This is a genomic window from Leucobacter alluvii, assembly GCF_039530485.1.
GTDB lineage: Bacteria > Actinomycetota > Actinomycetes > Actinomycetales > Microbacteriaceae > Leucobacter > Leucobacter alluvii.
Genome location: NZ_BAAAOP010000009.1, coordinates 1 through 12,736 on the forward strand (window position 1 = coordinate 1; position 12,736 = coordinate 12,736).

Consider the following 12,736-nt stretch of genomic DNA (forward strand, 5'->3'; position numbering starts at 1 on the left):
GACATCCTTCCAGCCCACCCTCCCGGGCAAGCCAACTCAGATGTCACCTACACGTGCAGCAGACCCTGCAGCAGACCCTGCCGAACTGCGGCTCGCTGAAGTGGAGATCGCAAAGGCCCGTGGCGAGTACGTCACGGCCAGCGAAGGTAGAGTCACGGTGCGCGAACTTGGTGCTACCTGGCTTGCTTCCAAGAAAGGCGTATTAAAGCCTTCGAGCTTTGCTTCTCTGCAAGCCTCGTGGAAGAACTACGTCGAACCAAAGTGGGGTGGGCGCGCGATCGCAGACATCCGTCATTCTGAGGTGCAGACATGGGTATCCAGCATCGGCATGAGCTCAACGGTCGTCGCAAGGGCCTACGGAATTCTCGCGAGCATTCTTGATTCGGCTGAGAGGGATCGACGCGTCGCGAGCAACGTATCCCGCGGCATCTCACTCCCCCGAAAGACGCTTCAGAGAAGACGACGATACTTAACACATCGAGAGCTCTGGCAAGTTGCTTCGGCAGCAGGCCAACACCACGCGCTCGTGCTTACGCTTGGCTATTGCGGCCTGCGATGGGGCGAGCTCATTGGACTCCAAGTATCAAGTATCGACTTCAACAAGAGCCGCGTCCATGTCGCACGGAACGTAGTCGAGGTATATGGCAAATTTCATGAAGGCACTCCTAAGACTCATGAGACTCGCGCGGTACCCGTTCCCGCGGAAGTGCTCGAGCGACTCAGAATCCGATGCGCGACTAAACAGCCAGTGGACCTCGTCTTCGATAACGGCTACGGCGGATTTATGAAGCGGGTTCGAGCCAGTAAAGGATCGAAATCGTGGTGGAAAAGCGCGTTAGACGATGCTGGAGTGGATCGGATGGTGCTCCACGACCTTCGGCACACGGCAGCTTCGCTTGCTGTGAGCGCCGGAGCAAACGTGAAAGCGGTTCAACGAATGCTCGGTCACGCGTCTGCGGCAATGACCCTCGACGTTTATTCCGACCTTTTCGATGACGACCTCGAAGCGCTTACCAAGCGCCTCGATCGAGCGATCGCTTCCCAGCATGTTGCCAATCTGTTGCCAGATCCGCGAGGACGAAATACCAGAACCCCCGAACTCCGTTGATTTATCAATGATGTTCGGGGGTTCTCGGTGTTGTTCAATTGGCGGAGACGGGGGGATTTGAACCCCCGGTCGAGTTAACCCCGACCCTTCATTAGCAGTGAAGTCCATTCGGCCGCTCTGGCACGTCTCCATACACGAACAACGTCATCCACTCTACCCGAACGAACGGGCGCGGTGGAAATCGATCGAGCTCAGTACGCGGTGCGACCGAGGGAGCAGACCGACTTGTCCGCCTGCACGCCGGTCACGTTGTCGGGCAGCGGAGTCTCCCCCGTGCCGCCCCCTGTCGCCGGGTCCGTCGGTTCAGCAGCCGGGTCGGCTGCCGGATCCTCGACTGCCGGGTCCGGGATCGGCTCGCCCGTATTCGGGTCGATCGCGGGCGCCTCTTCCGTCGCCGGAGTCTCGGCTCCCGTCTCGGGTACGGTGCCGTCGTCGGCCCCTTCGACCTCGACGCCTTCGCCGACGCCGTTCACCGCGAACGGCTGGCCGCTCTTGATGACCTCGAACAGCGCATTGCCGCTCGTGTAGTCGGGCGTGAGCCGGCCCGACTCGTAGGGGTGGTCGAACGATGGGTACTGCACGAAGTTGATGTTCTGCAGGTCGATGTCTTTCACCGTGTTCGCGACCTGCTGCATGAACTGCACGCTCGCCATGTTCTTCGACATGGTCATGTTCTCGACCGCAGCCTTCGCGAGCCCGTACACCTTCACCGGATCGGAGAGCGTGTCGGCGCTCTTCATCTTCTGCACGAGCGCAGACATGAAGACCTGCTGGTTGCTGATGCGACTGGTATCGCCGCCGTTGCCGACGCCGTGGCGGGTGCGCAAGAACTGCAGCGCCTCGAGCCCCACGAGAGTGTTCTCACCGGCGGGGAGGTCGAGATCGGTGTGCTCGTCGACGATCGGCTGCGCGAGGCAGACCTCGACGCCGCCGATCGCGTTCGAGACGCCGATGACGCCGTCGAACGTGATCAGCGCAGCGTTCGGAATCTCCATGCCGGTGAGTTCAGACACCGTCTCGGCGACGCAGGGCAGTCCTCCGTTTGCGAGGGTCGAGTTGAGCTGCTGCTCGCTCATCGCCGAGAAGTAGTCGGGTTCGCCGTTCGGTCCGGGGCAGCTCGGAATCGGCAGCATGAGGTCTCGCGGGAAGCTGACGACCGTCGCATTCTTGTGGTCGGCTGACACATGCAGCATCATCGTGACGTCGTTGAGCTCGCCCTCTTCGCCGTCGTCGATCTCCTGGCCGGCCCGTGAATCGGAGCCCACGAGCAGAATCGTGAGGGGCCCGTCGATCGTGGCATCGCCCACGCCCACAGCGGTCGACTCGTTGCCGAGCTCGACCGTGTCGATGTCTTGCACCAGGCCCCAGACGGCGTACGAGACGGTCGCGACACCGCTGAGCACCACGACGATTGCGGTGGTGAGCAGCACGCGGAGCGCGTTGCCCCATGCGCTCGAACGACGGAGCTTGCCATGTCGCACGAACGAGTGCCGTTCGAGTGCTCCAGCAGGTTTCTGTGTCATTCAGCTTCCCAGGATCGCGCGGGCAGCGCTGATCGCGCCCGACATAACGATTCAATGTACATGGTGGCACTGGGTGTGCCCTTGGAAACTCAGCTGGGCATGCCGCTGCACGACGCACTGGAGGCATCGGGGGAGATCCCCGATGCCTCCAGTGCCTCGTGTCGCGACTACGAGCGACGAGTACGCGTCAGCGATACCATCAGCCCACTCCCGACGATCAGCGCGAGGGCTGCCGCTCCCAGCAGGGCGGCGTCACCGGACGCTCCCGTCACTGCGAGCAACGGCTGCTGCTGCGTCACGTGCATCGGCGCCGCGGGTGCGGGCTGATGCGTCATCGACGGGACGGTCGGTGGCTGGACGAGGCTCGGCTCGACCGGCACGGCCGGTGGTGCAGGCGGCGCAGGCGGTGCAGGCGGTGCAGGCGGCTCCGGCGGGGTCACCGGAGTCACCGGCTCGCACCGCTCGAGGACCACGGAGCCCGAAGCGACGGTCATGCCGCCCCTCAGCAGTTCCACGGTGTAGGTTCCTGTTCCGCTGAGCGGCAGTGCGTAGCTTCCGTTTCCGTCCACCGGCACAGAGGCTGTCTCACCCGATCCGCCGCTGATCTGCAGGAGGTACCCGCCCTCGTCGGCCAGTGCTGCGCCGTCCTCCGGCGGGACGAGTCCGCTGACGATCACTGAGATCGTGCCCGGCAGCTCCGCGTCGACCTCGACGCAGGCGAGGTCCGGCACCTCGATGACAGGCTTATCGGTTCCGCGCGGGTCGGGGCACCGAGCAATGACGAAGCTCGCTGAACCGGCGACGGTGTCGCCGTTCCCGATGGTGACGGAGTAGCTGCCGACACCGCTGACGGGAACCGCGTACACGCCGTTCCCGGTCACGTCGACCGAGCTGCTCCCGTTGGCTCCACCGGTCACGGTCAGCGTCCAGCTGCCGGCTTCGGTGAGGCCGGACACCGTGACGGCGACGGTCTCGGGCAGCGGGGCATCGATTGCGACGCAGGCAATGGGATCGATGGTGAGCACGGGCGAACCGGGGTCGGGATCAGGATTGACCGGCTTGCAGCCGTTCGCCCAGATCGCTTGACCTGCTGCATCCCAGTTCTGGCCGCCGTATGACATCTCCGAGCCGTGCTCGTTGTAGGTGAACGGGGGGATGATGTCGCGGGCGCCCTGGTGGCCGATGTGTCCGCTGGCCGTGCCGTTCGCGTTCACGGTGTGGGAGACGTACGGGTTCTTCTCCGAGCCGGTGGCGTGGCACAGCGTGACCTTGTTATGCGGGTTCTCGCTGCCGTTGCCGGTCTTCGTCTTGGCGTCCTCCGCTGGAGCGGGCTCGGGTGCCGCCGCGGGTGCGACCGGCTCTGCGGCAGGTTCGACCACGGGTTCCACCACCGGCTCCACGACCGGCTCGACGACCGGCTCGACGACCGGCTCCACCACCGGCTCAACGACCGGCTCCACCACCGGCTCAACGACGGGCTCGACCACCGGCTCCACCACGGGCTCGACCACCGGCTCGACGACCGGCTCCACCACCGGCTCTGGAACGGGTACCGCGGCGGGCTGCGCGATCTGTAATTCCGGCTCCGTCACCGCGCCGGCATCGGCGGCGGAAACCTCGACGGTGCCGTCGACCGGGGAGAGCGGTTCTGCCGCGACGGCAGCGCCGATACCGGGGCCGAGCGTCAGCGCGACGGCGCCGATGAGAGCAATCAACCAGCGACTGCGTTGCAGACGGGGTGCGGCTCCATCGCCGTTGCCCCGAATCGATGTATGCATGATTCGTCTCGCTTCTCAGGTGCGCATGGCACTTGAGAATTCCCCCGGGCCGCGCGACTTCGGTCAACCTGATCGCAGGCTACGTGCGCGATTTCCGGGGCGGATCCGGGGGAATTACGTACTTTTCGCTGGCGCCATCACGGAGCGATTCCGTGCCACCCACTCGCGCAGTTCATCGCGGTTCTCGACCCCGATCTTGCCGAAGGCGTGCGAGAGATGCGTCTCGACGGTGCGGGCGGAGATGGAGAGTCGCTCGGCGATGAATCGGCTCGAGTATCCGAGCGCTGCGAGCAGCACGACTTCGCGTTCGCGGGGCGTCAACCCACCGGCTGGGGGGAGCGGAAGCCAGACTCCGAGATCTGCGAGCAACCGGATCTCGGGTTCGTCCTGCCCGGCGGATTGCTGCTCGGCAGCGGTGCCCGCTCGTGAGCGTACACCTCCTCCGGCCGCTGATCCGGCCCCGTCCGCGCGAGCGAGCCGCTGCATGTGGGAGACGAGCGCCGCCCCGAGGGGACCATCGACACGGGACGCCAGGTGCCGCGCATGCGCGAGTTCATCGGATGTCGCACTGCGGGACTCGAATGCGCGCGCGTGCCGCGCGAGCAGTTCGATGTACGGCAGGTGCTCCTGCGCAGCCCACTCGGCGATGTCGGCCGCGCCGGTGACCGCGTTCGGGTCCCGCAGCCATTGTCGGGCGCGGAGCGCGAACATCCGTCGGTGTCCGCTGAGCGCCAGCGCGACCCCGCGTTCCGGCGACTCCGATGCGGCGAGCGCGCGCAGTGCGGGGTCGCGTTCCCCCAGCACCGCGAGAGCCAGCGCGATGGCGGCCTGAACAAGCGGCGCGAGGGAGTACGGGTCGCTCGCGCCGAGGCGATCCGCCAGTCGATCACCGCTCGCGGCCGCCTCGGTCCATCGCCCCTCCTGCACCGCGAGCAGCATCGCTCCGACCTCGACGAGCCCGGAGTAGTGCGCTTCCGCGTGCGCATCGGCCGACGCTTGACCGGAGAGCTCCTCGTACACGCGCCGCGCGCTCTCGCGGCTGCCGCTGACCCAGTAGCCCAGCAAGGTGCAGAAACCGTGGATGTCGACCAGATCGCTCCGAGAACGAGGCCCGAGGCGGCTCAGCGCCTGCGCATGCTCGGCGCTCGCCACGGCGTCCTCGAACGCGCCGCGCTGTTCCAGGATGAGGGAGGCCATCGCACGACCGGGGGATCTGGCCCACTCGATGCCGAGATCAGGCGAGAGTTCGAGCGGCGGGCATGCGTCCGCCGCCTCGCGCAGTCGGCCGGTGTAGGCGAGCACGTGCACGCGGGTGCTCCCGAGCATCGCCATGGCGGCGTCGTTCGACGCTCGCACTTCGAGCGCGTCGAGATCGCGGAGCACGGCGTCCAGATCGCCGCCGTCTCTCACCCGTTCCCGTGCGACGGTGGTCGCGAGCCCGATCTCCAGCGTCGCGGGCATCTCATCGCGGCGCTGGGCGTCGTCGAGCAGTTCCTCGATGCGGTCGAGCGTGGCGCGTCGGGAGGGTTCGTCGCCGAGCAGCCGAGCGATGCGCACGGCTCGAAGCGCAGCGCTTCCGGCCTGCGCCCCGTCGGCATCCGTGTGCGCGGCGATGACGCGCGCGAGACGCAGCAGCAGACGCGGGTCGCCGCCCGTGGCCATGGATTCGAATGCGCGCCAGATCCAGGCGAACGGCACGTTCCGGCCCGCGGCCGTGCCGAACACGACGAGCCGGATGAGTCGCTCGGTGTCGAGCACCGGGTCGACGCCCGCGCGATCCTCGTTGAGCAGGGCGAAGATGCGGTCGTCGAGTTCGATGCGTCGCACCGGCGATATGCCTGCCCGCAACGATGCGGCGAGCAATGGATGCCCGAGCGTGAGCGAGGGGGTGCCCGAGCGCGACTGCGTGACGACGAGGCCGCGTTCGAAGAGCGCCGTGAGCGCGCCCGCATCGACGCTGCGCAGCAGCGCCGTTTCGATGATGGGCTCCGCCTGCGCGATGAACTCCAGCGCCCGCCATTCCTCGTCGGTGCACGAGTCGGCGAGCAGGTGGGCGTACTCCCCCGTCACGACGTCGTGCAGCCGTGCCGCCCACGCCGTGCCGTGGCTGCGGCGGAGCTCCCCGCTCCGGTCTGCGGCGAGCGCGAGCACCGCGAGCGCGTACCCGTTGCCGCCCGAGACCGTGTGCCACCGGCGGAGCGTATCGGGGTCGATGCGGTCGACGCCGAGCATGGTGCAGAGAAACAGAGCGCTCTCTTCGAGGTCGAGGGGTCCGACGGTGAGGCGACGCACCTGCGGCCCGCTGCCCACGCGTTCGATCGCACTCGACAGCTGACGCGCGGTGGCGATGATGCGCAACGCGCGGGTGCGCGCGAGTTCGGTGAGGATGCGCAGATCCTGCGGGGAGTACTCGTCGATGTCAGGCGCGACGAGGATCACGGGCGCCGCCGGATCCGCGCGCCCGATGGTGGCGCGCACCTCTTCGACTCGGTCGGCGGGCGAGGCGTCTCCGAGCGCGTGCTCCCCCGCAGACTGAGACGCATCCGCGGCGAAAACGGAGGCGATGCCGCTGGCAGGGCGCGGGGGCCGCGGCAGCACGTGCACCGAGACGACGCCCGGATGCTCGTGGGCGAGCGCCAGCGCGGCCTGTTCCGCGAGGTATCCCTTGCCGTTCCCCGCTTCTCCGAGCAGCAGCGTGACCGAACCCTCGGCGCGCGCGGTCTCGACGACGTCTCGGAGCCTGCGTCGTGGAACCGCGATGCGCTCCCCGACCGGACCGCCCTGCCCCCGCGCCGCCATGACGCTCCCTCCGCGCCCCGAATCCTCGCGGGCCTTGCCCAGAGTCTGACTCGGGAAGCGGAGTTGCGCAAGCGCCCAGCGGTAGGCTGATTCGCATGCGCATCGCCACCTGGAACGTCAATTCGATCCGCACTCGTTTCGGCCGCGTGGTCGACTGGCTCGTGCGAGAAGACATCGACGTGCTGGCGATGCAGGAGATCAAGTGCCGCCCCGAGCAGTTTCCGATCGCCGCGTTCGAGCAGGCCGGCTACTCGGTCGAGATCCACGGGCTCAACCAGTGGAACGGCGTGGCGATCGCGAGCCGTCACGAGATGACGGACGTGGCGCGAGAGTTCGACGGAATGCCCGGGTTCGGCAAGCCGGTGAAGGGCCAGGAGGCCGTGCAGGGCTTCGGCCCGAACGAGCTGCCGCACGAGGCCCGTGCGCTGGGCGTCACGGTGGGCGACCTGCGCCTGTGGAGTCTCTACGTGCCCAACGGCCGCTCGCTCGACGATCCGCACTTCGCCTACAAGCTGGCGTGGCTCGAGGCGCTCCGCGAAGACACGCGCGCCTGGCTCGATGAGGATCCGCAGCTGCCGCTCGCACTCATGGGCGATTGGAACATCGCGCCGCTCGAGACGGACATGGCCGATCCCTCGTTCCGTCCGGGAGCCTCCACGCACGTCTCCCCGGAGGAGCGCTCCATGTTCGCCTCCTTCGAAACGCTCCTCACCGACGTCGTGCGCCCGATCGTGCCGGAGGGCTACACCTTCTGGGACTATCAGGCCGGCAAGTTCCCGAAGAACCAGGGCATGCGCATCGACTTCATCCTGGGATCGCCCGCGTTCGCCGACGCCGTGACCGGCGCGTCGATCGAACGCGACGAACGCAAGGGCGATGCGCCCAGCGACCACGTTCCGGTCGTCTGCGACATCGACGTCGATCTGCTCGGCGGCACCTTCGACGACGACGACGACCGCCCGATGGTGTTCTGACGCGTTCGGCGCCTCACGGCCCGGCCGGGTCGAATACCGGCGGCTCTCGATGCTGCCGCCGCTCCCGACGTAGACTGGCGGGTATGGCTGAAACCTTGCGCGTCGCATCCGTCAACGTCAACGGCATCCGGGCCGCATTCCGGAAGGGCATGGGCGAGTGGCTCGATGCCCGCGGTGTCGATGTGCTCGCGCTGCAAGAAGTACGGGCGGATGACGCCCACCTGACAGAGCTCCTCGGCGACGAATGGCACTTCATCCACGACCCCTGCCAGATCAAGGGCCGCGCCGGAGTCGCGATCGCGAGCCGCGTGCCTGCGACCGCGCACCGCGTCGGACTCGGGGCGCTCGCCGCTCAGGAGCAGATCCAGTCGTCGGGTCGGTGGCTCGAGGCCGACTTCGATCTCGGCGGCACCCCCCTCACGGTGGTCAGCAACTACACGCACTCCGGCGAGGTGGAGACCCCGCGCCAGGAGGCGAAGTGGGCCTTCCTCGACGCGATGGGGCAGCGCATGCACGAACTCGCGGCAGAGCGCGAACTCGTCGCGATCGTGGGCGATTTCAATGTCGGGCACCGCGAACTCGACATCAAGAACTGGAAGGGCAACGTGAAGCGCGCCGGCTTCCTCCCCCGAGAGCGCGCCTACTTCGACCGCTTCTTCGGCGCTGCGGGCGAGCCCGTCGTCGGCGTCGACGGCACCGACGGCGTCGGCTACGGCTGGGTCGATGTGGGGCGCCGCTTCCACGGCGAGGTCGATGGGCCGTACACCTGGTGGTCGAACCGCGGGCAGGCGTTCGACAACGACACGGGCTGGCGCATCGACTACCAGGTCGTCACGCCGGCGCTCGCCGAGCGCGTCGAGTCGTACACGGTCGATCGCGCCGCGTCGTATGACGCGCGATGGTCGGATCACGCAGCAGTCGTCGTCGACTACCGCGTCTGACGCGAGGCGCGAGCACCTCCGGCCGATCCGGCCCTGGCACGCGCCTCTTCCATCCCCACCCACGCTTCGCAGCATCTCCCGCAAGGAACTCCCATGAGTGCACACTCCAAGCCCGTCCTCTTCTCCGGCATGCAGCCCTCGAGCGATTCGCTCCAGCTCGGCAACTACATCGGCGCGCTGAGCCAGTGGACCCAGATGCAGGAGGACTTCGACGCGTTCTTCTGCGTCGTGAACCTGCACGCCATCACGGTCCCCCAGGACCCGGCAGAGCTGGTCGCCCGCACCCGACGCACCGCGGCCCAGTACATCGCCGCCGGCATCGACCCGGAGAAATCGACGCTGTTCGTGCAGTCGCAGGTCTCGGCGCACGCGGAGCTCGCCTGGGTGCTGAACACGGTGACCGGGTTCGGCGAGGCCAGCCGCATGACGCAGTTCAAGGACAAGTCGCAGAAGAACGGCGCCGACGCCGCCTCGGTCGGGCTGTTCACATACCCCGTGCTGATGGCCGCCGACATCCTGCTCTACCAGGCCGAGAGCGTGCCCGTCGGTGAAGATCAGCGCCAGCACGTCGAGCTCACGCGCGATCTCGCGAACCGCTTCAACTCGCGATTCGGCGACACGTTCGTGGTTCCCGAGGCCCAGATCCCGAAGGGCACCGCGAAGATCTACGACCTGCAGGAGCCCACCGCCAAGATGTCGAAATCGGCGGAGTCGGAGGCGGGCCTCATCAAAGTGCTCGACCCCGCGAACGTCACGAAGAAGAAGATCATGCGAGCGGTGACCGACGCCGATGGCGAGATCCGTTTCGACCGCGAGGCGAAGCCGGGCGTCGCGAATCTGCTGACGATCTACTCGGTGCTGAGCGGCCGCCCGATCGCGTCGCTCGAGCAGGAGTACGCAGGCCGCGGCTACGGCGACCTCAAGAAGGGCCTCGTCGAGGTCGTGGAGGAGAGCCTCGCGCCCGTGCGCACGCGCACCGAGGAGTTGCTCGCCGACCCGGCTGAGCTCGACCGGCTGCTCGGTCGCGCTGCGGAACGGGCCGATGAAGTGGCGAATCGCACCCTCGACCTCGTCTACGAACGCATCGGCCTCATTCGCTAGCCGCCTCGCAGTCCGCTCTTTAGACTGAGCCCATGACTGCCCCCGTGGTGCCGAAGAGCGCCGACGAGCCCGTTGCACGCACTCGATCACGCGTGGGGTACGTGCTTCGCAGGACGCCGTTCACCGCGTCGTTCATCGTGGCTCTCCTGGCCGTCGGGCTCGCCACCGGGACGCTCTGGAGACCGACCGCGGAGCAGAGCTGGTATTCGCAGGTCGCCACGGGCATCCCGTCGTTCGCCGACGGTCGCTGGTGGACGCTGCTGACATCTCCGTTCTTCGTCGATCACCCGCTCGTCTACCTGACGCTGCTCCCCCTCGTCGTAGGCGGGCTCGGCTGGGCGGAGTGGCGATTCGGGTCGTTGCGGACGATGGCGATCGCACTCGGCGGCCACATCGTCGGAGTGCTCGGCGCGGCCGGGATCCTCCTCCTCGTCTCGTCGACCGGGTGGCACTGGGCCGTACGACTCACCGAATCCGTCGATGTCGGGCCGTCGTGCGCGGCGTTCACCGCCCTCGTGTTCGCCATCGCCACGCTCCCCGCCCCCTGGCGCCTGCGCGCGCGCATCGCGATCGCGCTGTGGGTGGGCATCTCCGTGCTCTACCTCGGCGAGCTCTACGATCTCGAGCACGCCGTCGCGATGACCGCCGGCCTCGCGGTGAGCGGATGGCTGCCGGCCTTCCGGCACCCCGTGGGGCGCCCCACCCAGCGCGAGTGGCGCCTGATCGGGCTCTCCGGGCTGGTCGCCGTCGGCGTCATTCAGGTGTTCGATCTCATCGTCCCCTTCAACGGGCCGCTGGGCGAGAACCACCCGACGGCGTCGCTGATCGACGTGGCGATCGACGTGATCGTGATCGCGCTCGTCGCGAACGGCATTCGAAAGGGCTACCGGGTCGCCTGGATCGGCGCGCTCGTGCTCGGCGGGTTCAACCTGCTGACCGCGGCGCTCGGGTTCGCTCTGCTCCCCGCGCTCGTCGACACGGGAGCACTGGATTCACCGCGGCAGGTCTTCGCGCTGCTGCTCGCTCCGGCGTTGCTCTGGGCCGCGATCCTCGTCTTCCTGGTCATCGGTCGAGGTGCGTTCCGCGTCAGATTGCGCCAGTCGCGACGCGTGCTGCCCGCAGCGGCGCTCACTCGCGACGAGCTCGTGCACCGGCTCGAGCGCTTCGGGGGAGGCACGATCTCCTGGATGTCTACGTGGGAGGCGAATCAGCGGATCGCGAGCGGCACCGGCGCGATCGCCTACCAGTCGCACGCGGAGGTCGCCATCATGCTCGGCGATCCGATCGTCCCGGAGGGCGGCCACGCCGACGCCCTGGAGCAGTTCGCGAACGCCACCCAGCAGGCCGGCCTCATACCGTGCGCGTTCTCGGCCGGCGGAGTCTCGGCCGCGGCGAAGCCCGATGGGTGGCGTTCGGTCATCGTCGCCGAGGACACGATCGTCGATCTGCCCGGGCTCGCGTTCACGGGCAAGGCCTGGGGCGCGGTGCGCACCGCCATCAACCGCGCCGGCCGCGAGGATATCTCGTTCCGCATGGTGCGTCTCGCTGAGCAGCCGTGGAACGTACTGGCGCAGGTGCGTGCGATCTCCGAGCAGTGGACCGGCGACAAGGGCCTGCCCGAGATGCGCTTCACACTGGGCACGGTCGAAGAGGCGCTGGATCCGGCGGTCTACGTCGGCCTCGCCGTCGACGCGGGCGGCAACCTGCACGGGATCACCTCGTGGCTCCCGGTCTACGGGCCCGCGGTGGCGCGCGACGACGGCTCGGGCGAGACCGAGCCGCGCATCGTGGGCTGGACGCTCGACCTCATGCGACGCCGCGACGGCGGCTTCGGACCGGTCATGGAATTTCTCATCGCCTCGTCGGCATTGCATTTCTCGGAGGCGGGCTACGAGTTCGTCTCGCTTTCAGGGGCGCCGCTGGTGCGACCCGAGGACGCGCAGGCGGGGCCCGTCGATCAGGTGCTCGACCAGCTGGGCGCGCTCATCGAGCCGCTCTACGGGTTCAAGTCGCTGCACCGCTTCAAGCAGAAATTCAACCCGCGCTCCGAGCCGCTGTACCTGCTCTACCGCGACGAGGGCGATCTGCCCCGCATCGGCATCGCACTCACGCGCGCCTATCTGCCGGACGCGTCGATGCGCGACCTCGTCTCGTCCGCGGTCGGCATCTCGTCGCACGGCGCATCCTGATCGCGTCCCTCGACCCCGTCGCGGAAGGCTGTTGAGAGCTGGCGCGGAACACTGCGGAGCGTTGCGGAGTGTTGCGGAGTGTTGCGCCCCGGGCGAAATATCCGCCATCGAGTGCGCGCTGGATCGTGCGGGCGACTACGATGAGGATCGTGTTCCGGGGTCGGTGTGATTCCGAACCGGCGGTGAGAGTCCGCGAGCGTCGCTCCAGCGATGTTGAACCGGTGGAACTCCGGTACCGACGGTGATGGACGCCTCGTGCGTTCGAGTCCGGATGAGAGGAACGCGTGAGTCACGGACGTCCGTGGACCCTTGCGCACCCGGCA

8 protein-coding genes, 1 tRNA gene and 1 riboswitch are annotated in these 12,736 nt (G+C 67.7%); of the genes, 5 read left to right on the forward strand and 4 right to left on the reverse strand.

Annotated features, from left to right (window positions below; translation table 11 throughout):
• Window positions 1–1,108: tyrosine-type recombinase/integrase (locus tag ABFX18_RS10495; protein WP_346058288.1), on the forward strand; the 1,108-nt coding region annotated here is incomplete at its 5' end.
• A 39-nt stretch (window positions 1,109–1,147) separates the two neighbouring features.
• Here ABFX18_RS10495 and ABFX18_RS10500 read toward each other — a convergent pair.
• From ABFX18_RS10500 to ABFX18_RS10515, 4 genes are all read right to left on the reverse strand, one after another.
• Window positions 1,148–1,238: transfer RNA gene (locus tag ABFX18_RS10500), tRNA-Ser, on the reverse strand.
• Window positions 1,239–1,299: 61 nt separating this feature from the next.
• Window positions 1,300–2,631, reverse strand: coding sequence for an LCP family protein (locus tag ABFX18_RS10505; protein ID WP_346058289.1), 1,332 nt, complete (start codon window positions 2,629–2,631; stop codon window positions 1,300–1,302).
• A 167-nt stretch (window positions 2,632–2,798) separates the two neighbouring features.
• A complete protein-coding gene (locus ABFX18_RS10510) occupies window positions 2,799–4,409 on the reverse strand; it encodes a hypothetical protein (RefSeq protein WP_346058290.1) in 1,611 nt (536 codons plus the stop codon).
• A gap of 114 nt (window positions 4,410–4,523) precedes the next feature.
• Window positions 4,524–7,208 (reverse strand): LuxR C-terminal-related transcriptional regulator, encoded by a 2,685-nt coding sequence (locus ABFX18_RS10515; RefSeq protein ID WP_346058291.1) that lies wholly within the window; start codon window positions 7,206–7,208, stop codon window positions 4,524–4,526.
• Window positions 7,209–7,303: 95 nt separating this feature from the next.
• Between ABFX18_RS10515 and ABFX18_RS10520 the strand changes: the two genes are divergently transcribed.
• The 4 genes from ABFX18_RS10520 (at window position 7,304) to ABFX18_RS10535 (ending at window position 12,413) form a co-directional block, all read left to right on the forward strand.
• Entirely contained in the window at window positions 7,304–8,182 is an 879-nt protein-coding gene (locus ABFX18_RS10520) for an exodeoxyribonuclease III (RefSeq protein WP_346058292.1), read from the forward strand.
• An 83-nt stretch (window positions 8,183–8,265) separates the two neighbouring features.
• Window positions 8,266–9,123, forward strand: a complete 858-nt coding sequence (locus ABFX18_RS10525; RefSeq protein ID WP_090152847.1) for an exodeoxyribonuclease III — start codon at window positions 8,266–8,268, stop codon at window positions 9,121–9,123.
• Between the two features lie 93 nt (window positions 9,124–9,216).
• Window positions 9,217–10,224, forward strand: coding sequence for a tryptophan--tRNA ligase (trpS, locus tag ABFX18_RS10530; RefSeq protein WP_346058293.1), 1,008 nt, complete (start codon window positions 9,217–9,219; stop codon window positions 10,222–10,224).
• 32 nt (window positions 10,225–10,256) lie between these two features.
• Window positions 10,257–12,413 (forward strand): bifunctional lysylphosphatidylglycerol flippase/synthetase MprF, encoded by a 2,157-nt coding sequence (locus ABFX18_RS10535; RefSeq protein ID WP_346058294.1) that lies wholly within the window; start codon window positions 10,257–10,259, stop codon window positions 12,411–12,413.
• A 146-nt stretch (window positions 12,414–12,559) separates the two neighbouring features.
• Window positions 12,560–12,700: riboswitch (FMN riboswitch) on the forward strand.
• Window positions 12,701–12,736 lie beyond the last annotated feature (36 nt).